The 26,347-nt window shown below is 70.6% G+C and carries 25 protein-coding genes; 16 read left to right on the forward strand and 9 right to left on the reverse strand.

Annotation, left to right across the window (positions count from 1 at the left end):
* The first annotated feature begins 107 nt into the window (after nucleotides 1-107).
* The 8 genes from EAS64_RS21085 to EAS64_RS47960 all read left to right on the forward strand — a co-directional run bounded on the left by EAS64_RS21085 (nucleotide 108) and on the right by EAS64_RS47960 (nucleotide 7,871).
* Nucleotides 108-1,433, forward strand: coding sequence for a TIGR02679 family protein (locus tag EAS64_RS21085; protein WP_145855277.1), 1,326 nt, complete (start codon nucleotides 108-110; stop codon nucleotides 1,431-1,433).
* 51 nt (nucleotides 1,434-1,484) lie between these two features.
* Nucleotides 1,485-2,267, forward strand: coding sequence for an SAM-dependent methyltransferase (locus tag EAS64_RS21090; RefSeq protein ID WP_187366076.1), 783 nt, complete (start codon nucleotides 1,485-1,487; stop codon nucleotides 2,265-2,267).
* An 18-nt stretch (nucleotides 2,268-2,285) separates the two neighbouring features.
* Nucleotides 2,286-2,870 carry a helix-turn-helix domain-containing protein gene (locus EAS64_RS21095; RefSeq protein ID WP_145855281.1) on the forward strand — a complete coding sequence of 195 codons (585 nt, stop codon included), beginning with the start codon at nucleotides 2,286-2,288 and terminating at the stop codon, nucleotides 2,868-2,870.
* 59 nt (nucleotides 2,871-2,929) lie between these two features.
* Nucleotides 2,930-3,799 carry a hypothetical protein gene (locus EAS64_RS21100; protein WP_145855282.1) on the forward strand — a complete coding sequence of 290 codons (870 nt, stop codon included), beginning with the start codon at nucleotides 2,930-2,932 and terminating at the stop codon, nucleotides 3,797-3,799.
* Nucleotides 3,786-4,961 (forward strand): XRE family transcriptional regulator, encoded by a 1,176-nt coding sequence (locus tag EAS64_RS21105; RefSeq protein WP_246115796.1) that lies wholly within the window; start codon nucleotides 3,786-3,788, stop codon nucleotides 4,959-4,961. Before EAS64_RS21100 ends, EAS64_RS21105 begins: the two co-directional genes overlap by 14 nt.
* A gap of 94 nt (nucleotides 4,962-5,055) precedes the next feature.
* Nucleotides 5,056-5,832, forward strand: a complete 777-nt coding sequence (locus EAS64_RS21110; protein ID WP_187366077.1) for an SAM-dependent methyltransferase — start codon at nucleotides 5,056-5,058, stop codon at nucleotides 5,830-5,832.
* A gap of 58 nt (nucleotides 5,833-5,890) precedes the next feature.
* Complete coding sequence (locus EAS64_RS21115) at nucleotides 5,891-6,721, forward strand: patatin-like phospholipase family protein (protein ID WP_145855286.1); 831 nt, start codon at nucleotides 5,891-5,893, stop codon at nucleotides 6,719-6,721.
* 19 nt (nucleotides 6,722-6,740) lie between these two features.
* Nucleotides 6,741-7,871 (forward strand): 1-acyl-sn-glycerol-3-phosphate acyltransferase, encoded by a 1,131-nt coding sequence (locus EAS64_RS47960; protein ID WP_145855287.1) that lies wholly within the window; start codon nucleotides 6,741-6,743, stop codon nucleotides 7,869-7,871.
* A 135-nt stretch (nucleotides 7,872-8,006) separates the two neighbouring features.
* On the opposite strand, the gene EAS64_RS21125 is transcribed toward EAS64_RS47960, so the two are convergent.
* Nucleotides 8,007-10,202: an MMPL family transporter gene (locus EAS64_RS21125; RefSeq protein WP_145855289.1), complete on the reverse strand. Its 2,196-nt coding sequence runs from the start codon at nucleotides 10,200-10,202 to the stop codon at nucleotides 8,007-8,009.
* Between the two features lie 221 nt (nucleotides 10,203-10,423).
* Here EAS64_RS21125 and EAS64_RS21130 point away from each other — a divergent pair, with 221 nt between their 5' ends.
* Complete coding sequence (locus EAS64_RS21130) at nucleotides 10,424-11,734, forward strand: sensor histidine kinase (RefSeq protein WP_145855291.1); 1,311 nt, start codon at nucleotides 10,424-10,426, stop codon at nucleotides 11,732-11,734.
* Nucleotides 11,731-12,435 (forward strand): response regulator, encoded by a 705-nt coding sequence (locus EAS64_RS21135; protein WP_145855293.1) that lies wholly within the window; start codon nucleotides 11,731-11,733, stop codon nucleotides 12,433-12,435. The genes EAS64_RS21130 and EAS64_RS21135 overlap by 4 nt, the downstream gene beginning before the upstream one ends.
* Nucleotides 12,436-12,453: 18 nt before the next feature.
* On the opposite strand, the gene EAS64_RS21140 is transcribed toward EAS64_RS21135, so the two are convergent.
* Together EAS64_RS21140 and EAS64_RS43710 are read right to left on the reverse strand one after the other, a co-directional pair.
* A complete protein-coding gene (locus EAS64_RS21140) occupies nucleotides 12,454-12,798 on the reverse strand; it encodes a TMEM14 family protein (RefSeq protein ID WP_145855294.1) in 345 nt (114 codons plus the stop codon).
* A gap of 177 nt (nucleotides 12,799-12,975) precedes the next feature.
* Nucleotides 12,976-14,460 (reverse strand): undecaprenyl-diphosphate phosphatase, encoded by a 1,485-nt coding sequence (locus EAS64_RS43710; protein WP_187366078.1) that lies wholly within the window; start codon nucleotides 14,458-14,460, stop codon nucleotides 12,976-12,978.
* Between the two features lie 240 nt (nucleotides 14,461-14,700).
* Between EAS64_RS43710 and EAS64_RS21155 the strand changes: the two genes are divergently transcribed.
* The 3 genes from EAS64_RS21155 (at nucleotide 14,701) to EAS64_RS21165 (ending at nucleotide 18,006) form a co-directional block, all read left to right on the forward strand.
* Nucleotides 14,701-15,141 carry a BlaI/MecI/CopY family transcriptional regulator gene (locus tag EAS64_RS21155; RefSeq protein ID WP_145856603.1) on the forward strand — a complete coding sequence of 147 codons (441 nt, stop codon included), beginning with the start codon at nucleotides 14,701-14,703 and terminating at the stop codon, nucleotides 15,139-15,141.
* A 27-nt stretch (nucleotides 15,142-15,168) separates the two neighbouring features.
* Nucleotides 15,169-16,140, forward strand: coding sequence for a M56 family metallopeptidase (locus EAS64_RS21160; RefSeq protein ID WP_145855296.1), 972 nt, complete (start codon nucleotides 15,169-15,171; stop codon nucleotides 16,138-16,140).
* Nucleotides 16,141-16,308: 168 nt separating this feature from the next.
* Nucleotides 16,309-18,006 (forward strand): formate--tetrahydrofolate ligase, encoded by a 1,698-nt coding sequence (locus EAS64_RS21165; RefSeq protein WP_187366079.1) that lies wholly within the window; start codon nucleotides 16,309-16,311, stop codon nucleotides 18,004-18,006.
* Nucleotides 18,007-18,063: 57 nt separating this feature from the next.
* On the opposite strand, the gene EAS64_RS21170 is transcribed toward EAS64_RS21165, so the two are convergent.
* The 3 genes from EAS64_RS21170 to EAS64_RS21180 all read right to left on the reverse strand — a co-directional run bounded on the left by EAS64_RS21170 (nucleotide 18,064) and on the right by EAS64_RS21180 (nucleotide 21,302).
* Entirely contained in the window at nucleotides 18,064-19,539 is a 1,476-nt protein-coding gene (locus EAS64_RS21170) for a hypothetical protein (protein ID WP_145855298.1), read from the reverse strand.
* An 87-nt stretch (nucleotides 19,540-19,626) separates the two neighbouring features.
* A complete protein-coding gene (locus tag EAS64_RS21175) occupies nucleotides 19,627-20,145 on the reverse strand; it encodes a hypothetical protein (RefSeq protein WP_145855299.1) in 519 nt (172 codons plus the stop codon).
* Nucleotides 20,146-20,171: 26 nt separating this feature from the next.
* Complete coding sequence (locus EAS64_RS21180) at nucleotides 20,172-21,302, reverse strand: cobalamin-independent methionine synthase II family protein (RefSeq protein ID WP_145855301.1); 1,131 nt, start codon at nucleotides 21,300-21,302, stop codon at nucleotides 20,172-20,174.
* A 278-nt stretch (nucleotides 21,303-21,580) separates the two neighbouring features.
* Between EAS64_RS21180 and EAS64_RS21185 the strand changes: the two genes are divergently transcribed.
* Both EAS64_RS21185 and EAS64_RS21190 read left to right on the forward strand, forming a co-directional pair.
* Nucleotides 21,581-22,309 (forward strand): hypothetical protein, encoded by a 729-nt coding sequence (locus EAS64_RS21185; RefSeq protein WP_145855303.1) that lies wholly within the window; start codon nucleotides 21,581-21,583, stop codon nucleotides 22,307-22,309.
* A gap of 121 nt (nucleotides 22,310-22,430) precedes the next feature.
* A complete protein-coding gene (locus tag EAS64_RS21190; RefSeq protein ID WP_145855304.1) occupies nucleotides 22,431-22,700 on the forward strand; it encodes a hypothetical protein in 270 nt (89 codons plus the stop codon).
* 12 nt (nucleotides 22,701-22,712) lie between these two features.
* Here EAS64_RS21190 and EAS64_RS21195 read toward each other — a convergent pair whose 3' ends face one another.
* Complete coding sequence (locus EAS64_RS21195; protein ID WP_145855306.1) at nucleotides 22,713-24,218, reverse strand: glutamine synthetase family protein; 1,506 nt, start codon at nucleotides 24,216-24,218, stop codon at nucleotides 22,713-22,715.
* 81 nt (nucleotides 24,219-24,299) lie between these two features.
* The gene (locus EAS64_RS21200; protein ID WP_145855307.1) at nucleotides 24,300-24,656 is read right to left on the reverse strand and encodes a DoxX family protein; all 357 of its coding nucleotides are present in this window, start codon (nucleotides 24,654-24,656) and stop codon (nucleotides 24,300-24,302) included.
* Nucleotides 24,657-24,799: 143 nt separating this feature from the next.
* Here EAS64_RS21200 and EAS64_RS21205 point away from each other — a divergent pair, with 143 nt between their 5' ends.
* A complete protein-coding gene (locus EAS64_RS21205; RefSeq protein WP_145855309.1) occupies nucleotides 24,800-25,309 on the forward strand; it encodes a MarR family winged helix-turn-helix transcriptional regulator in 510 nt (169 codons plus the stop codon).
* A gap of 74 nt (nucleotides 25,310-25,383) precedes the next feature.
* Here the strand turns inward: EAS64_RS21205 and EAS64_RS21210 are convergent, their stop codons facing one another.
* The gene (locus EAS64_RS21210; protein ID WP_145855311.1) at nucleotides 25,384-26,316 is read right to left on the reverse strand and encodes a sulfite exporter TauE/SafE family protein; all 933 of its coding nucleotides are present in this window, start codon (nucleotides 26,314-26,316) and stop codon (nucleotides 25,384-25,386) included.
* Nucleotides 26,317-26,347 lie beyond the last annotated feature (31 nt).

Raw genomic sequence — 26,347 nt, forward strand, 5'->3', positions numbered from 1 at the left:
GCGACGCTTAGTGCGGCCCCTCCGGAGTCACACTCTGTAGAGTGCACACTCAGATAGCGCCCCGTGCCGGCGGTGGTTAGCCGGAAACGGAGAGGAGGCCACGCCGGATGCCAAACGAAGACGTCGAGGACGCCGAGACCACAGCGGTCAACGGCGCCGCCCCCCACGGGCACGCCGTCCAGGGACAGATCGCGCCACGAGATGTCCGGGGATACGCGGGATCGGACTACCGGCGTCTCCTCGATGCCGCCCGCAAGTCGCTCGAGCGGACGGGCGGCGACCTGACCCGCACCGTCACGGTGAAGACGCCCGACGACAAGGAGCGCCGGGCGATCATCGGGATCACCGGCCAGTACCGGCCAGAGGGAGTCAGCGTGCTCGCCGTGCGCCTCGCCGACCTGGATCACGCCATCCGCGAAGCCTCCGGCCACGGCCTCATCGAGCTGCTCGAACGGCTCGGCCCGGCGTTGCGGGACCGCCCGGCGGAACGGCAGCGGCTGGCCGACGGACGCGAAGCCACAACCCGTTCGGTGGAAAAGTCTTTCCTCGGCGAGCGGGACTGGTTCAAGGCGTGGCTCGCCGGGCTCGCCGCCGACGGGTCGCTGACCAAGCTGGTCAACACCGGCGACGCGGCCCAGCTGCGGCAGGCGGCGCGGGTGCTCGAATGGATCGAGCAGCGCCTCGAGCTGAAGGCGGCGCCGGCGCAGCTGGCGGAGCTCGCGGCGACGATCACCGGCGACACCAAGGCGCTCGGCCAGGGCACCGCGCTCGCCACGCTGGTGCTGCGGGCGCTCGCGTTCCGCCAGGGGGCGTCGCGCCCGCGGACCACCGAGGAGCGGCGCGACCTGTGGGACCAGTGCGGCATCGTCGTGGACGACCTGGCCAGCCGGGTCCTGGTGCTGAACCTGCCGGCCGAGGGGCGCGGCCTGGGGGAGTGGCTCACCTCGGCGAGCACGTACGGCATTCCGTTCTACATCACCCTGCACCAGCTGGTCACCATGCCGCTCGCCATCCAGGCCGGTGTGATCGTGCACGCCTGCGAGAACCCGGCCGTGCTGCGCCGCGCCGCCGGGGACCTGGGCCCCGCCGCCCGGCCGCTGATCTGCACCGAGGGACAGCCGTCGACGGCCTTTCACCGGCTGGCGGCCGCGATCACCAGTGCGGACGGCGCGCTGCGCTACCACGGCGACTTCGACTGGCCAGGCGTCGGCATCGCCGCGAGCATCATCGACAGGCACCACGCGACGCCCTGGCGGTTCGCCGCCCCCGACTACGAGGCGGCGATCAAGGCCGACGCCGACCACGTGCGGCTGGCGGGAAGCGGTCGGCCGACCCCGTGGGATCCAGGGCTCGAGGAGACCATGACCGTGCACGGCCGCGCAGTGTACGAGGAAGCCGTCGCCGCGACCCTTGTCGCCGACCTCAAATCATGAACCCCGAATCCGGGGTGGTCGAATGCACGTGCAATCCGTAGCATCATCCGTGTGCACGGGGGGTTCGATCCGCACACGCCATCAAGCGCGCGGATTTATGACTATTTGCTCGGCGGCAAGGACAGCTTTGCCGTCGACCGGTCCGTCGCTGACGAACTGATCATGATCTTCCCGGAGCTCGCGGAACTCGTCGCGGAGAACCGGCAATTCGTCGCGCGCGCGTCCGCGTGGGCGGCGCGCCGGGGCATCCGCCAGTTCCTCGACCTAGGCTGCGGCATGCCGGCCGAGCCGACCACGCACGACGTCGTGCAGGCAGTCGACGCCGCCGCCAAGGTGGTCTACGTCGACTGCGACCGGGTGACGATCTCGCACCTGAGGGCGCTGTCCGAGCACGGTCACGAGGGCGTCGTTTCCGTCGTCGAAGCCGATGTGCGCGACGTGGCAGGAGTGCTCAAGTACGTGTCGGGCAGCCTCGACCTCAGCCAGCCGGCCTGCGTGATCCTTGGCTGCCTGCTGCACCTGTTCCCCGCGGCCGAGGCACGGGCCGTGGTCGCGGGCTACATCGCAGCTCTTGTCCCCGGCAGCTACCTGATCCTGTCGCTCGGCCGCGGTGACGGCCCGCGCGCCGTCGGGTTCTTCCGCGCGTACTCGAACTGGGCCGGACCGGTGTACAACCACTCGGCCGCCGATGCCGCCAGCTTCTTCGGCTCGCTGCCGCTGATGCCACCCGGCCTGGTGGACGCCAGGGAATGGCGGCCCGACGTCCCGCTGTCCGAGCCCGTGCCGCCGCGCGACGGCGAGACGCTGGCCGGCGTCGCCCTGGTGACCAGGTGACCAGCTAGGGTCGGTGCCATGCGTCCCCTGCTCCCGTCCCCGTCGAACGAGCGGCTGCGGATCGGTGCGCGGCTGCGGGCGGGGCGCCAGGCGCAGGGCATGACGATGGACCAGCTGGCCGAGGCGACCGGGCTGACCAAGGGGTTCATCAGCCGGGTCGAGCGCGACGTCACTTCGCCAAGCGTCACGACGCTTGTGAGCCTGTGCGAGGTGCTGTCTATCCCGGTGGGGTCGCTGTTCGAGAGCCCCGCGCACGAGGTTGTCACGCTGACGGCCGCACCGCTGATCAACATGGGCGGCAGCGGCGCGACCGAGCGGATGCTGACGCCGCGCTCAGAGTCCCGGCTCCAGCTGATCAGGTCACGGCTCGCGGCCGGCGCCACCGGGGGAGCGGAGCTGTACACGGTCAACGGCGACGTGGAGGCCGTTCACGTGCTGTCCGGCGCGATCACCGTGACGTTCGAGAACGAGACGAAGGCCCTCGCCGCCGGCGACACGGTCACCTTCTCCGGCCGCGAGCCGCACACCTGGCGCAATGCCAGCGAGGGGCCGAGTGAGGTGCTCTGGGTCATCGCGCCCGCGCCGTGGAGCGGCTCGCACTAACCGCGCCACGCCGGTTCATAATCAGACGCTTTTTACTGCCAGCGGTGTATTTTCATCCTATGGGCGAACAGCAGGAAGTGATCGCGGAACTGCGGGCGGGCGGCGTGCTGGCCGGCATCCGCTGGGCCTACGAGTCGGCCGTCCGCCGCTCGCTCGAGTCCTTCTGCGAGGACGACGGGCACGACCACGCGTGGCTTGGCATGACGCGGTTCACCCTGTTCCGCGACCGGCTTGACCGCGTGTTCTCCTGCGAGCGGTACGCCGTGTCCATCGACGACGGCACGAGGGACGCGGACGTGCTGTACGCCGAGCTGTCTGAGCACGACCTGACGACGATGCCGCGGATCGCGCCCGGCCACGTCACCCGCACCGACCTGTACGGCAGCGCGGGCTGGACGTACGGCGACCGGCGGTTCCTGCTCGCGGCGGGCGAGTTCGGCAGGCTGCGCACCCTGCCCTGGTCCGAGCGGTCGACCACCAAGCAGATCGTCGCCATGCAGGTCAGCCCGGACCCGCATCCGCGGCAGCCGTCCCTCTTCGAAGAGGTGCCCGCGGACGGGTCAACGCCGTTCGACGAACTGCTGCGCGCCGCGCAGCGCCACCTCGACCCGGTCACCTACATGGTCGCGCACAGCCTTGACGCGACCACGGGCGATGCCGAGCTGCTCTTCGGCCGCCCGAAGCTAAACGTCCGCGGCGACCCCGCCTGGCACTGGCACGAGGACTTGCTCGCCATCCCGCTGGCCGGCACCGGCGAACCCGGCGCTGCCGAACCCGGCTCAGCGGACTCCGGCTCAGGCGACCCAGGCACAGCCGACCTTGGCGCACCGGCCGAGGCTCGCCACCAGGACCCGGGCGCCTCGGCGGTCCCCGACGCCGCCGTCCGCCTCCGCGTGGTCAAGGGCGAACGACTCCGTGATTCCGGCTGATCCCCGCGGTGCCGGGCGCGCCGATCGCGCCGCGGATGCCGCCGCGTTCTTCGACGGCGCCCGCCTCACCCTCGCGCGCCACCTGGCGGGGCTGCGCAAGTCCGACCTGGCGGCCCTGGTCGGCATGACCCCCACCGCCGTCGCGGGCTGGGAGTCAGGCGGCAAGCGACCGACGCCCGCCACGGTGGCCAGGCTGGCGCTGAGCCTGCGCGTCGAGCCCGGGTTCTTCGCGATGCGGCCGAGCGATATCGCCGCGCTGTCCGGTCCGCCGCACTTCCGCTCGCTCCGCTCCACCACCCAGCTGGCCCGCGACCAGGCGTTCGGCTACGGGCAGCTGGCCGTCGACATCGCGGCGAGCCTGGAAAAGCACGTCGAGTACCCGGAGCCGGATCTCCCGCTCCTGCCCGTCACGCCCGAGACGGCGGCGGAAGGCGCGGACGACCTACCCGAGCAGGCCGCCCGCGAGGTGCGCCGGCGGTGGGCGATGGCGCCCGGACCGGCTCCGCACCTGGTACGCCTGCTGGAAAACCACGGCGTGCTCGTCGTATTCAGCCCGCCGCAGACCGCGAACGTCGACGCGTACTCCTTCGACAGCAGGCTACGCCCGGTGGTCGTGCTCAACCCGGTCAAGCACGACTACTACCGGCAGCGGTTCGACGTCGCCCACGAGCTCGGCCACCTGGTGATGCACGCCGACGCCGAGCCGGGCGGCCGGATGATCGAAGACCAGGCGAACCGGTTCGCGGCGGAGTTCCTCATGCCGCGGGCGGACATCCGCGAGCACCTGCCGACGGCGATGAACCGCGGTGCCTGGCAGGTCCTGGCCCGCCTCAAGGAACACTGGGGCACGAGCATCCAGGCGCTCCTGTACCGGGCACGCCGCCTCGGCACCCTGTCCGAGGTGAGCTACCGCAACGCGATGAACACCCTGACCAGCCGGGGCTGGCGACGCAGCGAGCCCGGCCTGATCACCGTGCTCGAGCAGCCGTCGATGCTGCCGCGGGCGCTGGAGCTGCTCGCCGCCGAGGGCGTCAGCGAGGATTCGCTCCTCGACCAGTGCCGGGTCCCCGCGGGCATCTTCCGCACCGTCACGTCCCGCGCGCCGTCGCCGGCCGGCCCGCCCGCGCGAGATCATTCCCCCGTGGTGTCCCTGTTCGGCTAGCACAAGCGACAGGATTATCCCGAACGGGTTCGGCTGACTCTTACCGCAGCATTGGGCCCCGACAGCGTGATCAAACCGGCGTACCATGCGGTTCGTGGCCGACTTTGACCCAACCACGCCCTCCATCGCCCGGGTCTATGACTACATCAACGGCGGCAAGGACAACTTCGCCGCCGACCGGGAGCTCGCGCAGCGTCTCATCGACATCTTCCCGCCGATCACGGTGACCGTCACGGAGAACAAGCGGTTCCTCGACCTCGCCGTCAGCTGGGCCGCGGGGCAGGGGATCGGCCAGTTCATCGACATCGGCTGCGGGCTGCCCACGTCGCCCGGCACGCACGAGTCGGCGCGCATCAGCATGCCGGACGCGCGGGTGGCGTACGTCGACATCGACCCGATCGTGCTGAGCCACCTGCGCTGCCTGCCGGCCAGGCAGCAGGCCGGGCTGACCATCGTGGACGGCGACGTGCGCGACGTGGAGAAAGTGATCGACGCGGTGTCGGGGGGCCTCGACCTGTCCCAGCCCGCCTGCGTGATCATGGCCGCACTGCTGCACTTCTTCCCCGTGGAGACGGGGCAGGACCTGGTGGCGCGGTACACGGCGCGGCTCGCGCCAGGCAGCTACGTGATACTCACCATGGGCCTGGCGGACGGGCCGGCGGCGGACAAGTTCTTCGATCTGTACAACAAGAGGGGATCGGCCCCGCTTTACAAGCATTCCGCGAATGAGTTCGCGTCGTTCTTCGGCGAGCTGCCGCTTATCCCGCCTGGCGTGGGGGACGCGCGGACCTGGCGTCCCGGCTGGCCGAAGGTCCCCGTCCCGCCGGAGCGCGAAGCGGTGATGATCGTGGGCGTGGCGCAGGTGCCCTAGGCCCGGCCGCTCACCCCCCGTGGGTTTGCGTCGGGTCCCGCTGGTAAGCCTTCACCAGGTGACGATTGCATTCGTTCTGGGCGGCGGCGGACTCCTCGGTGCCCACGAGGTGGGCATGCTGCGCGCGCTCGCCGAGGCGGGGATCCGTCCGGACCTGGTCGTCGGCACGTCCATCGGAGCGGTCAACGGCGCGTTCGTCGGGGCTGACCCGGAGGGGGCGGCGGAACGGCTGGCCGGCCTGTGGGCAGGGGAGTCGCTCGGCGTGGTGTTCAGCGAGACGATGTTCGGCCGCACGGTCCGGCTGGTGCGCTCGGGCACGCACCTGCACGCGATAGAACCGCTGCACCGGCTGCTCGCCGACGCGCTGCCCGCGGCCGACTTCACCGACCTGAAGCTGCCGTTCCATTGCGTGGCCGCGAGCATCGAGAACGCGACCGCCCGCTGGTTCAGCAGCGGTCCGCTCGTGCAGGCGGTGATGGCGTCGTGCGCGGTGCCCGGGCTGCTGCCCCCGGTCGAGATCGACGGAGCCCACTACTTCGATGGCGGTCTCGTCGACTCGATCCCGGTCGGCCGCGCCGTGGCGCTCGGTGCGAGTACCGTCTACGTCCTGCAGGTCGGCAGGATAGAAAGCCCGCTGCCCGTGCCCAAGCGCCCCTGGGAGGTGGGTCTCGTCGCGTTCGAGATCGCGCGGCGGCACCGGTTTCACGAGGAGATGTCCGCGCTGCCGCCAGGAGTCCGCGTGCACGTGCTGCCCACCGGCGGCGAACGTCTTCCGCCTGGTCTGCGGCAGTTCCGTTACAGAGGCAAGAATCAGGTAAGTACCAGTATCGAACGTTCATACGCGGCCTCGGCTGCCTACCTTGCCCAGGTGGCAGGGACCGCGCGCTGACCGCGATCAGGAGCCGCCGATGCTGCCGCCGACACCGATTCGCCGCCTGCTCCTCGTGCCACTCGTCGTCCTCATCGCCGGCGCGCTTGCCGCGCTGACCCCGCCGGTGGCCATGCTCACCGCCGCCTACAGCCTGATCAGGCGGCGGGCCGACGGGGAACGGCGCTCGCGGCTGCTGCGGGTGATCTTCTTCGGGCTCGCCTGGTCGGCAGGCGAGATCGCGGCGCTGACCGTCTTCCTCTGCCTGTGGATCGCGAGCGGGTTCGGCGGGCGACTGGACACGGAGCCCTACCAGGCCCGCCAGTACAGCGTCATGCGGCGGTTCCTCGACCAGATCTTCCGTGCGGCGCACCGCGCCTGCGGCCTGCGCGTCACGGTGACGGGCCCCCACGGCACCGGCGTCAGCGCCGGCGGTGACCGCCCGCTCATCGTACTCAGCAGGCACGCCGGCCCGGGCGACTCGCTGCTGCTCATCCACCACCTGCTCAGCGTGTGCGAGCGCCGTCCCCGCGTGGTCATGAAGGCCACGCTGCAACTCGACCCGAGTGTGGACATCCTGGCCAACCGCCTGCCCAACGCGTTCCTGCACAAGCAGCCGAAGGTGGGCGTGCCCGCCGCGCATCACCGCACCGAGCAGATCAGGCGGCTCGCGGCGGGCCTGAGCGGCCGCGGCGCGCTCGTCATCTTCCCCGAGGGCGGCAACTGGACCCCGCTGCGCTGGCGCAGGGGTATCGACCACCTGCGCCGCCGCGGCCGCCGCGATCTGGCGGAACGCGCGGCCGCGATGCCCAACGTGCTGCCGCCGCACGCGAGCGGCGCGCTGACCGCGATCGCCGCCTGCCCGGCCGCGGACGTGATCTTCGTGGCGCACACCGGCCTCGACCGCCTGGTCAGCGTCCGCGACGTGTGGCGCGGCCTGCTCGGCGACATGGAGGTCCGCGCCAAATGGTGGCGCGTACCCGCGGGAGGAGTCCCCCGCTCGGCCAGTCACGACACCCAGGTCAGCTGGCTGTACGACTGGTGGCAGCGCATCGACGCCTGGATCACCGAGGAGAACGCCGCGCCGCGGGACAGCGGCCCGGCGGATGCCTGCCCCGCCGTAGGAGCCAGCTCCATCGCCGTCCAGGGGGCCGATGCCAAGGATGGCTAGCCGATTTCACGCCAAGGCCAAGCATCCCATTTATCCCCGCGGATCATCCGCCAGCACCGGCGCCGAAACCAGGAATGTGCAGTTGGGCCGGCCCCCGCCGGCCCAACTGCACATCCATCGGGCGCACCCGGTCTGTCAGGCTCCGCCCTGCCAGGAAGCCGGGACAGGGGACTTCGCGATCCCGGGCGGCATCGCCGCTGCTGCTACGGGGACCGTCGCCGTAGCCGCGGGCTCCGCGATCCGCAGCACGCGCCCGAGCCAGCCGGGCAGCCACCAGTTCGCCCTGCCGAACAGGGCCACCATCGCCGGCACCAGCAGGCACCGCACCACCACGGCGTCGACCAGGATGCCCGCGCCGAGCCCGGTGGCGAGGATCTTCAGGTCGGTCTGCCCGGACGTCGACATCGACACGAAGCCGAGCATCAGGATGGCCGCCGCGCTCGTCACCAGCCGCCCGGTCCTGCCAAGGCCGGTGACCACCGCGCTGCGCGCGTCACGCGAGGAGTCGTAGGCCTCCCTGATCCTGCTCAGGATGAACACCTCGTAGTCCATCGACAGGCCGAACAGGAACGCGAACACCATCAGCGGTACCCACATCGTGATCGCCCCGGTGGCCGGCACGCCGAACACCGCCTTGGACAGGTGCCCGTCCTGGAACACCCAGGTCATCACGCCGTAGGCGGCGGCGAGCGAGATCAGGTTGAACACGACCGCCTTGAGCGCGAGCACCACCGACCGGAACGCCCGGGTCAGCAGGAAGAACGTGGCGACCGCGATGAGGGACAGCATCAGCGGGAAGTCCCCGTACACCGTGTGGTCGAAGTCGATCAGCGAGGCGCCGTCGCCGCCGACACCGATGACACCGGCGCCGCCCACAAGCGCGTCCTCGACCGATGCGATCTCGGCCTGCCCGGCGGGCTGCGTCGACTCGGTGACAGGCAGCACGTCCACGATCGAGGTCCCGGCGTGGGCGAACCCCGCCGCGGAGCCCGGGGCAACCGCCGCGTACACGCCCGGCAGGCCCGCGGCCCGCGCGGCCACCGCGGCCGGCCTACCGCTCGAGGTCAGCACCTCGGCCGGGGTGAGCACACCGGAGGGAACGCCGCCCGAGGTGAGGGTGGCGAGCGCGTCGTGCGCGGGGCCGGCGGTCGCTTCCGCCGCTGAGCCGGGCAGCCCCAGGTGCAACGACAGCGCGGGCGCCATCAGCAGCCCCATGATCGCCAGGCCGGCCGCGGCGGACACCCAGCGGTGCCGGTACACGACCGCGGCCCAGGAGGAGAACACGCGCGACGGTCGCCGCTCGGTCCGCAGCCGTGGCCAGTCGAGCCGCGGCCCAGCCGACGCCAGGATCACCGGCAGCAGCGTGATCGCGACAAGCACGGAAACCAGCGGCACGAGCACTCCGCCGAACCCGACGCTGCGCAGCATCGGCACCGGCAGCACGATCATGGAAAGCAGCCCGATCGCCACGGTCAGCCCGGAGAACACCACCGCGCGGCCCGCGTGCTCCATCGCGATGGTCACCGCGTCCTCATTGGCGTGTCCTGCCGCGCGCTCTTCGCGCCACCGGCTCACCACGAGCAGCGAGTAGTCGATCGCCACGCCGAGGCCGACCAGGGCGATGAGGAACTCCACGATCTGGCTGATCCCGGTGATCTCGGTGAGCCCGCCGACGATCAGGAACGTGCCGAGCACGGACACCCCGCCGATCAGCAGCGGGAGGAGCGCGAGGAACGAGCCGAAGACCAGCGCGAGCACCACGAGCGCGCCCACGGAACCGATCATCGTCTCCACCATGATCCCGGTGCCCTTGGACGACGGCGCGCCGTTCGCCAGCAGGTCCTCGCCGGTCAGCCCGAAGTGCCAGCCCTTGGGCAGCGCCGCCTCCGCGACCTTGGTGATCGCCGGGGCCTGCGTCGAGCCGCCGAAGGAGGTCGACGGCGGCGTGAACACGAGCGCGAACGTACTTCGGCCGTCCTTGGTGACGAACGCCGTGTTCCGCGTCGAGCTGTAGTCGGCGACCCGGAGCCCCGGTGCGGACGCTGCGATCGCGGCGAACACCCGGCCGGCCTGCGCCGCGACCGCGGGGTCGGTGGCCCGCTGCCCGGCCGGCACGGTAAGCACGGGCACGTAGGGTGCCTGCGATCCGCCGTTGCCGTACTCGGCGACAATCTGGTTGTCGGTCTTGAATGCCTGCCCAGGCATGGAGAAGTCGTTGGTCATCCGGTGGGTCGTGCCGCCGACCGTCATGACGCCGGCCACGGCGACAAGCAGCCACGCCAGCGCAACCAGCGCCTTGTGGCGGAGTACGAAGCGGGTGAGCGCCTGCATCTCGGGCCTTCCTCACATTTGGGATCCGGCGGCAGGTCCGCCAGCCACCGCTAGGGTCTCGCCACCCCGCGTACTCGCGCGTCCCGCGAAAGTTGTCAGTGCCGGCTACCACCGGGCGAGTAGCGGGCACCGTATCCGCGGCCGGCGTACTCCCTGGGGAGTAGTCGGCACGCAACCCCGGTAGATGGTGCGCCCGGTGAAATGGGCCTACGCTGCGTCACATGGGCACAGAACTCCAGACGCGTCCACTGCCCGGGTGGCTGCCCGGCTGGGCCCGGCGCGCCTGGACCGAGCCCGGCGGCCCGCGGCGGCCGCCCGCCCGCGACATCGCGATCGCCGGGGCGGTCACGGTCGTCGCGCTGCTCGCCGCCTACGGCGAGGCGCATCCGACCAACCCGAGCGCCTACTTCACCAACGGGCACCACCTGCCGCACACGCCCACCCCCGCGCTGCTGCTTGTCCTGCTCGGCGGCGTGGTCCTCGCCTGGCGGAACCGCTATCCCCGGCTTGTGCTCTGCGTCGCCACGGCGGCGGTGGTCGCCTACTCCCTGCCCGGGTACGTGAACGGCGCGCCGGTCCTGCTGCCCGCCCTCGCCCTGGTGACGATCGCGACCAGGTTCCCCGTTCGCGTCTCCACGGCCTGGGCGCTCGCGGTCACCCTGGTGCTGATGGCGGCCACCGCGCCGAGCAACCCGCTCGGCACCTACAGCGGGTCGTTCTGGCTCATCCCCGCGGACAACGCGGTGGCGCTGTTCGTCGGGATCGCCATCGCCAACCGGAGCTACGTGCACACCGCCCGCGTGCAGCAGGCCAGGCAGGCCGCGCTCGACGCGCAGCGGCGCGTCGAGGAGGAGCGGCTGCGGATCGCCCGCGAGCTGCATGACGTGGTGGCACACACGATGGCCACCATCACCGTGCAGGCCGCCGCGGCGACGCAACTGCTGCGCGACCGCCCGGACGAGGCGGCCGAGTCGCTGAAGGCGATCCGCGCGGCGAGCAAGGACGGGCTCCGTGAGCTGCGCGCCATACTCGACGTGCTCAGGACCGCGACAGGCGACGGGGAAGAGCCCGCGGATCCGACACAGCCGACACCCGGCCTGAGCAGGCTCGACGACCTCGTGACGGGAGTCCGCGCGGCGGGCCTGCCGGTTACCGTGACGGTGACAGGCAGGCGGCGTAAGCTGCCGGCCGTCACCGACCTGTCGGCATTCCGCATCATCCAGGAGGCGCTGACCAATACGCTGCGCCACGCCGGGCCCGCCACGGCGGCGGTGACGGTGGACTACGGCGCCTCTGCCATCCGCGTCGAGGTCACCGACACGGGCCGCGGCCTCCCCGGTCACGCCGTCCCGGCCGGCACCGCGGGCCACGGACTGCGCGGCATGCGCGAGCGCGCGGCGGCGGCGGGCGGCAAACTCGAGATCGGCCCGCGCCCGGCGGGCGGCTTCCGCGTGGCGGCGACCCTGCCGCTTGACGACCACTGGCTGGCCACTGCCGACACGGCCGCACCGACTCAGAAGGCGGCCCGATGATCCGCGTCCTGCTTGCCGACGACCAGGCACTGATCCGCGCCGGCTTCCGCGTGCTGCTCGAAGCGGCGGACGACATCGAGGTCATCGGCGAGGCCGTCAACGGCGATCAGGCCGTGGAGCTGGCGAAGTCCGAGCGGCCCGACGTCATCCGGATGGACATCAGGATGCCGGGCACCGACGGCCTCGCGGCCACCAGCCAGATAGCCGCGGCCGACACGCTGGACGGGGTGAAGGTCGTCATCCTGACCACCTTCGAGACCGACGAGTACGTGTACCAGGCGCTGCGCGCGGGCGCGAGCGGCTTCCTCGTCAAGGACGCCGAGCCGGAAGAGCTGATCCGGGCCGTCCGCGTGGTGCACCGCGGCGAGGCGCTGCTGTCGCCGAGCGTGACCCGCCGCGTGATCGCCTCCCTCGCCAGCCGGACGGCGGGCGCGCCGCCGGCCGCGGCCGGCCGTCAGCAGGGAAACCCGGCGCGGCCCGGCCCCGGCCTTGACCGCCTGACAGAGCGCGAGCGCGAGGTGCTGGCACTTGTCGCGCAGGGCCTGTCCAACGACGAGATCGCGGGCCGCCTCTACCTCAGCCCGCTGACGACGAAGACCCACGTCAGCCACATCATGACCAAGCTCGCCGCCCGCGATCGCGCGCAGCTGGTCGTCATCGCCTACGAATCGGGCCTGGTCGTCCCGGGCGTTACCGCCTAGCGGGCGGAATGCGGGCGGCTACCGAGCGGATGACCCGCGATCCAGGTGGTCCTGCCAGGCTTCCTGCAGGCGCGCCAGCTCGGCTCTCCTGCTGCGCTCCCGGTCGGCGCGGTCGACGGCCCGCACCGCCATCGTGAGGCAGGCCGCGAGCGCCGCGAGCATGCACAGCCATAGCCACCAGTGGTGGTCGGTGAACGCGTAGGCGGAAGTGATGAGCGCGACACCGAAGAGCAATCCGCCCAACGACCACCACAGCGGCGTCAGGCGGTGAGCATGATCCTGGCCCGCCAGCTCGAACTCGAGCCGCGCGTTGAATTCGCCCCAGGAATCAGCCTGTTCCGGCAGCAAGAACTCACGGCCCATGGCCATCGCCTTCGTTTCCCGACGAGACGCTCGGTTAAGGCCAATGGTAGGGCCGCGTTCCGCGGCCCGCCAGGAAGGACGTGTCTAAAAATACGGGTCGGGCCAGCTCACGGGCTGGCGGAGTCACACCGCTCAGACGCTGAGACCAAGCACGCAAGGGGACTTTTTAGACACGTCCTACTTGAGCACCAGGTAAGCGAGCGACCCAAGCCCCGCGATCAGGCAGTAAATCCCGAACGGATTGAGCGACTTGTCCTCGCTGAAGTACTTCGTCAGGAACCTGATCGACAGATAGGCGCAAATTCCCGAAATCAGCGAGCCGACGAGAATCGGGCCGTGCATGCCCTTGCTCATCGGCCCGGCCAGGTCCTTTGCCTTCAGCGCGCCCGCGGCCAGGATGACCGGGGCGGACAGCAGGAACGAGTACCGCACCGCATCCGCCCGGTTGAGCCCGCGCGACACGCCGGCCACCGTGACGATGCCGTCCCGGCTGATGCCGGGCAGCAGCGCCAGGATCTGCGCGGAGCCGACGAGCACCGCCCGGCCGAATCCCATGGTGGACAGCCGCCGGTCCGCGGCCACCGCCTCGTCGGTCGCCGCCGCGATGTCGGCGCCGTGCCCGCCGGGCGTGTGACCGGCGGCGTGCCCCGCGACGTGACCGCGGCCGCGCCCTGCGACCTGCCCGGACGCGTGGCCGCCACCGTGTCCATGCCGCCCGCCTCGCTGCTGCCCGTCCGGCTGCTCGCGGGGGTCACGCGCGACGCGCGGGTCCTGCCTGTACTGCGGCTGCTGGCCGTACTGCGGCTGCTGGCCGTACTGGGCTTGCTCACCGTACTGCGGCTGGCCGTACTGGGGCTGCTGACCGTACTGCGGCTGGCTGCCGTACTGGGGCTGCTGACCGTACTGCGGCTGCCCAGGCTGGGGCTGACCATACCGCGGGTCTCCCGCGTACCGCGGGTCCGCGCCGCCCGGCGCGGCCGGCCGCTCGTCCCACGGCGGACGCCCGTACTGGTCCTGGCGTGGCTGCTCCTCGCCGTAGCGCGGATCGGGCCCCTGCCACTGCTGCTGCCATGGCTGCTGGCGCTGCGCGTACCCCTGCGGGTCGCCGTCAAGCCGTGCGGGCGCGCCCGAGGAAACCGGGCCGCCCGACGGAACCGGTCCGGCCGCCGCCGCCGGCACCCGAGCGGCCGCCGCGTCATCGCGCGACCGCCGCATCCGCTCGCTGACCAGCAGGATGACCCCGTTGACGGCCAGGAAGGCGGCGGCGAGCTCCGGCTTGGCGAAGACCTTGACGAACTCCTTCTGCAACGCCGCGCCCACGATGCCCACCGGAATCGTCGCCAGGATGATCATCCAGGCCAGTCGCTCGTCCGGCGTGCTGACCGACCGGTTGCGCAGCGAGGAGAAGAACCCGCGCGCGATCCGCAGCCAGTCCCGCCAGAAGTAGGCGATCATCGCGATCGCCGTCGCCACGTGCAGCCCGACGACGAAGGCCAGGTACGGCGAATTCGGGTCGGACACGTTGAGCGTCTTCGCCCAGCTCCCGCCGAGCAGCGCGGGGATCAGCACGTTGTGCCCGAGGCTCGAGACCGGGAACAGTTCGGTCACGCCCTGGACGAGACCGGTGACCACCGCCTCCAGGTACGTGAGGTGGTGTGACATCAGGCCTCCCCTTTCCGCTGTTCCGCCCCGCTGGACAGGGCAGAACCAATAAGACGGTCCCGAACGGATGCCGGCGGATCGCACCGCCCCCCAGATTGACCCGGGCCGTGCGCCGACAAGCGACCAGACTAGCCGGAGGCCGGACGATCCGTGGCATACCGGCTAGCGCCCGGCCCGGCACGCGCTAGAATTTCTACAGGCTCGTAGATGCTAGCCGAATTGAAGGAGCAATACGTGGCAATGCGCGAGGATGCGCGCGAAACGGAGGCCAAGAACCCGGCCGGCGACGCGGATGCCGGCGAGCCGGGGCGCCGCGGATCCGGCGAGCTCGAGGCTGAGGTGCTCGGCGCGCTGCAGCGTGCCGACGCCCCGCTGACGCCGGGCGAGGTGAAGGACCTGATCGGCGGGCACCTTGCCTACACCACGGTGGTGACGATTCTCTCCCGCCTGCACGCGAAGGGCGTCCTCGCCAGGCACAAGGCCGGCCGCGCCTTCCGCTACGCTCCCGTCTCCGACCAGCCGGGACTTGCGGCACGGCGCATGGCCCGCGTACTCGACGAGGAGAACGACCGGGCCGCGGTGCTCGCCAGGTTCGTCTCGTCGCTGTCGGAAAGCGACGAGGACCTGCTGCGCCGCATGCTCGCCGACTCCAGCCTGGCAGAACCGGACCTCGGGGGTTAGCCGTGCCAGGCCAGGGCAGGCGCTGACATGCACGTCGCCATCTATGTGCCGCTGCTGATCCCGGCACTCGCCGCGCTGGCCGCGCGGCCGCTCGCCGCCCGGCTGCGCCCGGTGGTCGCGACCTGGCTGCTCACGCTCAGCGCGCTTGCCCTGGCCGCCGCGTCAAGCGCCGTGCTCGGCATGCTCGCGCTGTCCGCGCTGCTGCGGATCCCGTTCGTGGCCGGGGTCGGGCACCTGTCCGACCCGGTGATCAGCCGTGGCGACGCGGTGTCGCTCCCGGTGGCGATCATCGCGGGCGGCCTGCTCGCGGCGGTGGCGGTGGCCGCGACGCGCGCCGTGTGGTGGCGCGCCGGCGCGATCGGGGCGGCCTACCGGCGTGCCCGCACGCTCCCCGGAGCCGGCGAGATCGTCGTGACGGAAGACGCGGCCGCCGACGCCTACACCATCCCCGGCTGGCCCTGCCGGATCGTGATCACCCGCGGGATGCTCAGCGCCCTGGCCGGGGAGGAACGCGGCGTGCTGCTCTCCCACGAGCGCGCGCACGCCAGGAACGCGCACTACCTGTTCACCTCGGCCGCCCGGCTTGCGGCCGCCGCCAACCCGCTGCTCAGACCGGTCGCAGGCGAAGTCTGCTACGTCGTCGAGCGCTGGGCCGACGAGCATGCCGCGGCGCAGGCGGGAGACAGGAAGCTGGTCGCCCGCGCGATCGCCCGTGCGGCGCTTGCCGCCTCCGCCGCACCGCCGGACCGTGACCCCGCCATCGCCGCCCTCGGCCTGATCACCGAGAACGAGCAGGGGCGGCCTGCCGAGTCCGGGCGGCGCGGGCGTCCTGGCCCGGTACCGCGGCGGGTCGCCGCACTGCTCGCGCAGCCTCCCGGCCTGTCGCCGCTGCTGCTGGTCGCGGCGGCGGCGCTGGTGATCGTGTCCGGCGCCTCAGCGGCGGAGGCTGCCAGGAACTTTCACCAGCTCATCGAGCTCGCGCAGACGCCGCGCGGCTGATAGCCGTCCGCTAAGCGCGGGGCATTCGGCGGCCAGGTAACCGAGTTCGCCATTGTGCCTCGTGAATAAATTCTCGCCACGGGTTTTGGCTTTGCGCCGATGGAAGCCGGTTCTGGCAGCGCAACAATCGCGGAAGGACAGCCGTCACAGGGGCCGGAGGTTACCGACATGACGATGCCAACCGCACTGGAAATCGCACGTCAAGCCACACTAAAGCCGATCGCGGAAATCGCCGAGGACATCGGCATCCCCCCGTGGCTCATCGAACAGCATGGTGAGCACGTCGCGAAGATCGACCTCAAGGCGATCGAAGAACTCAAAGACCAGCCCAAGGCCAAGTACGTCGTCGTCACCGCGATTACCCCCACTCCACTGGGCGAAGGAAAAACAACCACCACCATCGGACTCGGGCAAGCGTTCAGTCACATCGGCCGGCGGGCGACGATCGCGATCCGCCAGGCCTCCATGGGCCCCACGTTCGGCATCAAGGGCGGCGCGGCGGGCGGCGGCTACTCCCAGGCGGTCCCGTTCGAACTGCTCAACCTGCACCTGACCGGCGACATGCACGCGGTGACCGCCGCGCACAACCAGATCTCCGCCATGGTGGACAACAGCCTTTACCTGGGCAACGAATTCGGCCTTGACCTCAATCAGATCACCTGGAAGAGGGTGCTCGACGTCAACGACCGCGCGCTGCGCAACATCGTGATCGGCCTTGGCGCGGCGGGAGACGGCGTCCCGAGGCAGGCGGGCTTCGACATCACCGCGGCGAGCGAGGTGATGGCGGTGCTTGCGCTGTCTAAGGACCTGAAGGACCTGCGAGCGAGGCTTGGCAGGATCGTCGTTGGCTACACGAAGCAGGGCGAGCCGGTCACCGCCGAACAGCTCAAGGCGGCCGGCGCCGCGGCGGTCATCATGCGCGAGGCGCTCAAGCCCAACCTGCTGCAGACCCTGGAGAACACCCCGGTCTTCGTGCACGCGGGCCCGTTCGGCAACATCGCGCACGGCAACTCCAGCGTCGTCGCCGACCTGATCGGCATCCACACCGGCGAGTTCCTCGTCACCGAGGCCGGCTTCGGCGCGGACATGGGCGCGGAGCGCTTCTTCAACATCAAGTGCCGGGTCTCCGGCCTCAAGCCCGACGCCGCCGTGGTGGTCGCCACGGTGCGGGCGCTCAAGAGTCACTCGGGCAAGTACAAGGTCGTGGCCGGCCGTCCGCTTCCCGAGGACATGCTCAAGGAGAACCCGGACGACGTCGCGCTCGGGGCGGAGAACCTGCGCAAGCAGCTGGAGAACATCCGGGCGCACGGCGTCGAGCCGGTGGTGGCGATCAACGGGATGCCGTCGGATTTCGCGTCGGAGCGCCGCGTCATTCACGAGCTTGCCGCCTCGATGGGGATCAAGTCCGCGGTCGGCACCCACTTCACCGACGGTGGCCGCGGCGCCACCGAGATCGCCGAGGCGGTCGCCGAGGTGGCGAGCAAGCCGAACAACTTCCACTTCCTCTACCCGAGCGAGGCCACGCTCAGGCAGAAGATCGAGGCGATCGCCAGCAAGGTCTACGGCGCCGACGGCGTCGACTACGCGCCGCTTGCCGCCAAGCAGCTCGACGGCTACGAGAAGAACGGCTTCGGCAATCTCCCGGTCTGCATCGCCAAGACCCAGTACAGCCTGAGCCACGACGCGAACCTGAAGGGCGCGCCCACCGGCTTCCGCCTCCCGATCCGCGAGGCAAGGGCCAGCGTGGGCGCCGGCTTCGTCTACCTGATCTGCGGCGACATGCGCACCATGCCAGGCCTGGCAAGCAAGCCCGCCGCGATCAGCATCGACCTAGACGACGACGGCAATATCGTCGGACTCTACTAACCCCAAGGACAACGGCAACCGAGGGCTAGGGCAGGCGCGGAACCATCCGCCGCGTCCCTAGCCCGCGGCCGGCGTTCTCACTCCGTACCTGGGCTCTGCCAGCAGGTGGATGACGTCGTGCCGGTCATGCCCCTCGGCGAGCAGCGTCTTGCCCCTCTGCCAGGTCGCGGTCGGCTCGTCCTGCCACAGCTCGTTGGCCACGCGCATCGCTGCCGACAGGAAATCCCCCTTGGGCATGCCGTCTGGCTTGCACGACGCAAACTCCGACGTGACGATAACAGCCCGGCCATCCGGGTCCGCGGCGTCGATGACCTCGCAGTGCGCCTCGCGGTTCTCCGGGAGCGGGACCGCGAGTTCCCGCCGGGCCCTGCACCCCGCCAGCCAGGCCGCATCCACGTCCGGCGTGGCGATGTCACGCACATATCCGCGCGCCGCGACGCTCCCGGGATCGTCGTAAGTGGCCTGGAAGTCGCCGAGCGCCGTCGCTAGATGCGTCATGAGGGTCGCGGCGGCCGCCTCATCCAGGCCTTGCCGAGACGCCGCCCAGCGGACCCACGCGGTGACCGCAGGTGCGATCCCGCCGAGTTGCGCGGCCGAGAGCGTGAACGTGCTCGCCACGTAGCCAAGCAGCGCCGCGTCAAGCTTGTGCTTGCCGACCTGACCTGGTGGCTCGTCGGGAACCCGGCCGCTGTACCCGGTAAGCGCCTGCGCCCAGAAGCGCGCCACGTCCGCGTCGCCGGCATCGGCAGCCTCCGGACACGCCAGGAACTCGCCGACGGCGGCCGCGCGGTCGGCGGCGGTGTAGGTGACCGCAGCCGGTTCCGGTGCGGGCAGTCGGCGGACGCGGGACCGGGCGAGCGGCACGAGCAGCAGCGTGTCTTCGGGGAGCTCGACATAGGGATTCTCGCCTGCGCGTGCCAGCGGCTCCTCGATGCGGCGCCGCGCCTCGGACAGCGTGACCGGCTCAAGGCGTTCGACGAGCTCGCCGCCGCCCTCGAAGAATTTCAGCAGCCGAGCAACATCCATGGTCATGTCCACGGACATGACCATGGGCAGTTCGGCGAGATCAAGTATGACGAACAGCGCGTGCTCCGCGTCCTGATAGCTGAACGTGACGAGGATGACCTCGCGGTCACCGAACACGTCGCGGCCACCGTACGCCAGTCCGGGAGACGGCTTGCCGATGCCGCTCACCCACTCCGGCGGGTAGATTCCCGCGTCGGTGTAGTAGGCAAGCGCCTCGCTTGCCCGGCGCTTGACGGGCCTGGGACCGAGCGCCGTCAGCAGCCGGAGGAAGGCCGCTCCCTCCGGCACGTCTCCCCACGCCTCAGCGCTGTCAATGAGTGCGTCGGCAAGCAGGCCGTACTCCTCCTCCGTGCCGTCACCCAGCAGCGGCAGCGAGAGCAGGAGACTGACCTGCATCTCGGCATGCAGCACGTCACCGGAGGAAATCGACGTCCGCAGCTGGGCCAGGGCACTGTCGAGCGCCCCATGCCCCGAGTGATGTCGCTTACCGCTGCCCTTCTTCGCCATTACGCCATCGTAGTGATGCGCCAGCCCCCGCCGTGTGCTCCGGTGAAGCCCCTGTGGCGAGAGTGCGGCGTGCAGCTCTCGGTGGCACTACCACTTCCCGGACCAGTCTGCGAGCAGCTGCCGGGCATCGCCGTTGGCGAGATACCGCGCCGACCTGGTAAGGAGCGTCACGCACCAGGGGTCGACGCCGATGATGCGTTCCGGCGTGCCCGGTGGATACACGAAGAGCACCACTGCCGACTCGCCGTCGCTCTGCAGGCAGAACATGGGGACGCCAGGCGGGATGACACTGCTCCTGTCCATGGCGCTCTGCAACTGGGCGACGCGGGCCGGACTCGTCACCGCGTGCGAGCTCGCGAGTCCGCTGTCGGGCCCGGCATACCGGCACACCACCGCCGCGACCGGGTGCCCAGGCACCGGCGCCCCGGCGTGGGCGGACGCCGGCTTCTGGCCGGAGCTGATCCCCGGGTACCCGTCCAGGTGCGAGGCGCAGGCTGGCAGCCGCACCGTCACCCTCGCAACGTGGGCGGACGCGGCGGCGCCCCCGGTACAGCCCGCGACCCCGAGAAAACCCGCGGCTACCGCCGCCATCACGACCCAGCGCACGGCGTTAGCGTAACTCTCGCCGGCCGTTAACCCCAGACCCTTGCGGCGGTCTCGGCGACCAGGGCGAGCTTGGCCTTCTGCTCGTCCGGCGTCAGGACATTGCCTGCCGAGGTGGACGCGAACCCGCACTGCGGCGAGATCGCGAGGTTCTCAAGCGGCACGTAGCGGGCCGCGGCCTCGATCCGCCGCCGCAGGTCGTCCTGCGATTCGAGCACCGGCGTCTTGGAGGAGACCAGGCCGAGCACCACGGTCGCACCGGGCCGGACGAAGCGCAGCGGCTCGAACCCGCCGGACCGCTCGTCGTCGTACTCGAGCAGGAAGCGGTCGACCGGCACCGTGCCGAACAGCTGCTCCGCGACCGGCCCATAGCCGCCCTTGGCCATGTAGGCGGAGCGGTTGTTGCCGCGACAGATGTGCATGCCGACGGTGACGTCGGGGTTCGCCGCCTTGATGCCGTTGACGATCGCCGTGTCCGCCGCGACGGAGGCGGCAAGGATGACATTCGGGTCCATCGGGTTCAGCGTCGCCGCCCGGAACTCGTCGTCGAACACCTGGTTGTAAGACAGCGAGTCGAGCTGCACCCACCGTGTCCCCAGGGCGGCCAGCTCGGCGACCTCCGCGACCTGCAGCGCCACCAGGTCGTCGACCAGTTCCGCCGGATCCGGGTAGGCCGTGTCGCTCACCCCGGCCAGCCATGTCATGCCGCCCATCGCCGCCGACATCATGGTGACCTTGAACGGGCCGGGTGCGTGCGCGGCCATGTAGCCGGCCTCGACGGCGGTCAGGTGGTCCTTCTGGAACACCTTGGCGGCCGCCGCCGTCATGACGAAGTCGGTCTCCTCCTCGGGCGGGATCTCGCCGTCCGCCCGGTGCCAGGTGACCATTGGCGTGCGGACCGGCGACATCCCGCCGATCGACTCGAGGATGCCGGTCATCCAGTTGGTCCGCCGCACCTCGCCGTCTGTGAACACCCCGATCCCCGCCGACCGCTGTGCCTCGATGTTCTCCGCCGCCGCGCGGTCCTCGGCCGCCCGCAGCTCACCCTCGGTGATCGTGCCGGCCTTGTGATCCGCCCTGGCCGCAAGCAGCCAGGGCTGCCGCAGCAGGCTGCCGACGTGCTCGGCGTGAATGTCCCGTGGGTGATTGTCCGCCGCCATGGGCCCGTCTCCTTTGCGCGGTGTGCCGGCTGTTGCCAGAGAGATCAAGATGCGTCTCCCAATCTTCCGCGAACGTCCATCGAAGTAAATTGGGGGACTTCACCACGATTGGGTGCACATTTTATGAATCGGCCAATGTCCGGGGTTGCGTGAAGGTGTTGTGGTTAGCTTCAAGTGCACCCATCGGCCTGGAACAGTCGGCCGACCCCGGGGAGGGCCGGCCCAGGGGAGTTGCTATGGCGAGCCACGGTTATCACGCCTCCGTTCGGATCAATCCGGTGAGAGCCGGCCGCCGCGCCGCACTGGCGCTGACGGCGGCCGCCGCAGCCTGCCTGGCCGTGGCCGGGTGTGGCGGCGGAGGGGGAGGGGGCGGCGGCTCTGACCCGCTGTCCGGCATGTCGGCCAAGCAGGTGGTGGCTACGGCCGTCGGCGACCTGAAGTCGGCGAGCAGCTTCACCATGACGGGCGATGTCAACCAGTCGGGCGAGACGCTTGGCGTCGACCTCGGCTACGTGAAGGGCAAGGGCTGCGCCGGCACCGTGTCTGAGGGCAGCAAGGGCAGCATCGCCTTCGTGGTGATCGGCAACACCGCCTGGATCAAGCCGAGCGACAAGTTCCTCGAGTCGAGCGCGGGCAGCCAGGCGGCGGCCGCGATCGCGCTGCTGAAGGGCCGCTATCTCAAGGGCTCGACCAGCAACTCCAATGTGGCCTCGCTGACGGCGGTGTGCGACGTGAACCAGATGACCAAGTTCTTCACCGAGACGGGCACCCTGACCAAGGGCAAGGTCACCACGGCCGGCGGCGTACCGGTCCTGCCGATCACCGACAAGACCAAGGGCGGCACCATGGACGTGACCGACTCGTCCACCCCGCAGATCGTCCAGATCACCAACACCACGGGCCAAGGCGGCAGTACCGGGCAGATCAAGTTCGGCGTCGGCAAGCAGGTGACCCTGACCGCACCCCCGGCCAGCCAAACCATGGACGGCTCAGCCTTCGGCTTCTAACCCAGCAGCCCGCCTCGCGACTGACAAGCTCTTTTAGGTCGGTGCCACCGCTGTACGGTGCCTGGCTGCCGGTCAGGGCATGATCGGACTGTCAGACCACGTCCAAAGGGGGACGATGACAGTGAGTGACCAGTTCGAGCCCGTCGAGATCGAGACCGTCGACGCTACGGGGCGCCCAGTCACCATCCGCGGCCGCAAGGTGCTCGACGAAGACGCCGCGCACATGTGGATCGTCCTCATGAGCAAGGGGCATATTGCCGTCGTCGATCGGTCTGACTTCGGCTCAACGCCCGTGTCGCACATCTACCGCGGCTTTAGCGATTTCGCGGCGGCCTACGAGGCGGGCAACTGGCCGATGGTCGACACGGTACGGACTCAGTTGGCTCACTGACCGGGGAACCAGCTAGAAGAACTCGAAATACTCGCGCATCTCCCAGTCGGTGACCTCGTCCGCTGAGTCGGCCGTGCCTGCCTCGGCGAGCGCGGCCTCGTAGCGGCCGATCTCGCCGCGCTTCATCATGACGATGTAGTCCACAAAGGTGTCGCCGAACGCCTCCCGGTAGAAGGCGTCGCCATCGAGCGCTTTCACCGCGGCGGACAGCGAAGTGGGCAGCCGCGTCAGATCCTCGGCCGCGTACGGGTCGGCCTCGACCGGCGGAGGCGGCGTGAGCCCGCGCGTGACGCCGTCCAGGCCGGCGGCGAGGCTCGAGGCGATGTACAGGTACGGATTCGCGGCGGGCTCGCCGGCCCGGTACTCGACGTGCGCGCTCGCGTCGCCCGGTGAGCCCTGCACACGGACAAGCGCGCCGCGGTTCTCGATCGCCCAGGCGACCCGGTCCGGCGCGAACGAGTAGGGCCGGAACCGCTTGTACCCGTTGACGGTCGGCGCGGCGAACGGCAGCGACGGCACGGCGTGCTCGATCAGGCCGGCCACGTAGGACATGCCGAGCTCGGACAGCGCCGCCTGGCCGGAGGCGAACGTGTTGCGGCGACCGGGTAGCGAGACGAGCGACTGGTGCAGATGCCAGCCCGACGAGGTGATGTTCGCCAGGCCGGGCCGCGCCATGAAGGTGGCGAGCAGGCCGCGTCGCTGGCAAACCTGCTTGACAGCGGACCGGAACAGCACCGCGGCGTCCGCCGCCGCGAGCGCGCTCATCGGCGCGAACGAGATCTCGACCTGCCCGGGCCCCCACTCGTCATCCATGGCCCTGGGCGGCAGGCCGAGCGCCCACAGCGCGTCCCTGATGGCGTCGAGCGCGGGTGCCATCGAGTCGAGCCGGTTCTCCGACAGGAACTGGTAGCCGCGCTCGAAGATCGACACGGCGGGCGGCGGGGGAGTGAACCCCGCGTTCTCCGCCGCGAGCGGGCCGCCCTCCGGTGTGAAGATGGAGAACTCGATCTCGAGCCCGACGGTGAGGTCATAGCCGAGACGCGCCGCCGCGGCGAGCTGCCGCCGCAGCAGTCCCCGGCCGTCTAGTGGCAGCGGCTGCCCGTTGGCGAAGTACGCGTCGCACAGCACCCAGCCGGTCCGGTCCGCCCATGGCAGGATCTGGAACGTGGTGGGGTCGGGGACAAGGACGATGTCCGGGAAGCCGGTGAACTCGGCGAGACCGAACCCGCCGCCGGCAGCGAACGCGGGCACGAACACGTTGTTGCCGGTGTCCAGCGAGTAGATGGCACCGGAGAAGTCGAGGCCGTTGCTGAACGCGCTGACCGCCGCGTCCGGCGACAGGGCCCTGGCCCGCACGGCGCCATGCTGGTCCACCACGGCGAACCGCACCGTGCGCAGGTCGTGGGTGAGGATCCGTTCCGCTACCTCGCCCGCGAGAGCGCCCGACGAGCCGGAAAGCAGCCCGTGCCGCGCGATGAAATCTGGCTGCCCAACACCCGCATCCGCACCAGTGCTCACGCAAGCAGACTAAGCACCCCGGCGCCATTCCGACAGGCCCACTTCCGATCGGCCCGACACGATCGGCCCGGCACGGACCCGCTAGAACCGGCCCGCCGCGACGACAATGGCGAGGATCAGCAGCACGGCGGGCATCGCGATGCCCGTGTAGTCCTTCATGCGGAAGTGGGTGATGGTCGCGCCGAACATGACGATCGCGCAGCCCACGGCCGCGATCGGCGTGAGGACGGGGGCGATGTTCAGCGCCCGCGGCAGGATCAGCCCGATCGCGCCGAGCACCTCGACCGCGCCAAGGGCCTTCAGCCGCGGCTCTGGCCAGGTCTTCGCCCATTTCATGGTGCCGAGCAGCTTCTCCTTGGGCGTGGCGACCTTCATCGCGCCTGCCAGCAGGAACATGGCAGCAAGCACGCCAGCGACGATCCACAGCAAGATATTCATGACTTCTCCTGGCAACGGGGGATGAGCTCAGATCACTTAAAGCGTGAACCGAACAATAGCCGGAGATGACTTCAAGATGCAAGTGATCGCGGTTTGGGTGCGACTGCGGGTACGACTTCAATCGTTAAGTTATGCTGGTCGGCATGGGGACCCCTGGCGAGGCGCCGGCGGAGGTGGAGCCGCACTGGCTCGATACCGAGGAGCGCGCCACCTGGCTGTCCGTGGTGAGCCTGCTGATCAAGCTGCCCGCGGCGCTTGACGCCCAGCTTCAGCGGGACGCCGGCTTCAGTCATTTCGAGTACAACGTGCTCGCCGGATTGTCCGAGGCGCCGGAAGGCTCGCTGCGGATGAGCGTCCTCGCTGCCTTCGCCGACGGCTCGCTACCCCGGCTATCTCAGGTCATCACCCGGCTTGAGCGCCGTGGGCTGGTCCGCCGGACCCCCGATCCTGACGACGGCCGCTACACCCTGGCGGTACTTACCGAGGCGGGCCGCGACGCCGTGGTCGCCGCCGCTCCCGGTCACGTCGAGACCGTCAGGAACCTTGTCTTCGACCCGCTGAGCAAGGCGAAGACCCGCCAGCTCCGCGACATCTGCCTGCGCATCCTTGGCGCCATCGATCCCGGCGACCGCTGCTTCGAGCACCACCGCTGAGCGCGCCACCGCCGAGCGCGCCACCGCCGAGCACGCCACCGCCGAGCGGCGGCCCGCTCGGCACGGCGAAGCGATTAGGCGAGCAGCTTGACCAGGGCCGCGGTGCCGACGCAGACGATCAGCACGCGCAGCCCCCACGGCGGCAGCTTCCTGCCGACCCGCGCGCCGACCTGTCCGCCGAGGATCGAGCCGGCCGCGATGAGCCCGGCGACGCCCCAGTTCACGTGCCCCGCCACGATGAACACGACCGCGGCGACCCCGTTGACCAGGCCGGCGAGCACGTTCTTCGTCGCGTTGATCCGCTGCATGCTGTCGGTGAACGCGACGCCCATCAGCCCGAGCAGCAGCACCCCCTGGGCCGCGCCGAAGTACCCGCCGTAGACCCCGGACAGGAACACAAGCACCCACAGCACCGGGCCGCCGACCTGCACGATCGTCTGCGTTGCCACCGGCGTGACCACGCCCACCGTGCCGGAACCGCCATCCGCCGCCGTGGAACTGCCGGCTAGCGCCGTGGGACCGCCGTCCACCGCCGTGGGACCGCCGTCCACCGCCGTCGAACCGCCCGCCGCGCCAGGCCCGTCAGGCCCGTCGGCACCGCCGCTTTGCGCCGCCTGCCTGGCGGCTACCCACTTCGACAGCCGCGGCTGGAACACCACCATGACCAGCGCGATCCCGATCAGCGCGGGGACGATCTCCTTGAACGCAGCGGCGGGGAGCACGAGCAGCAGGATGGCGCCGACCAGGCCGCCGCACAGCGACGCCGCCCCGAGCCGGATGACGCGCCGCCGTTGCCCCTTGAGTTCGGCCCGGTAACCGACCGCACCGGAGACGCCGCCGGGCACTAGCCCGACGTTGTTCGACACGTTGGCGACGACCGGCGGGTAGCCGAAGGCGAGCAGCGTGGGAAAGGTGATCAGCGTCCCTGACCCGACCACGGTGTTGATCGTGCCAGCGGCGAGGCCGGCCGCGAAGATGGCCAGGGCCTGCAGCAGATCGTGGGACACGCTTCTCACGCTAATCCCGGCGGCCGCCCCG

The organism is Trebonia kvetii (genome assembly GCF_007827045.1).
GTDB lineage: Bacteria > Actinomycetota > Actinomycetes > Streptosporangiales > Streptosporangiaceae > Trebonia > Trebonia kvetii.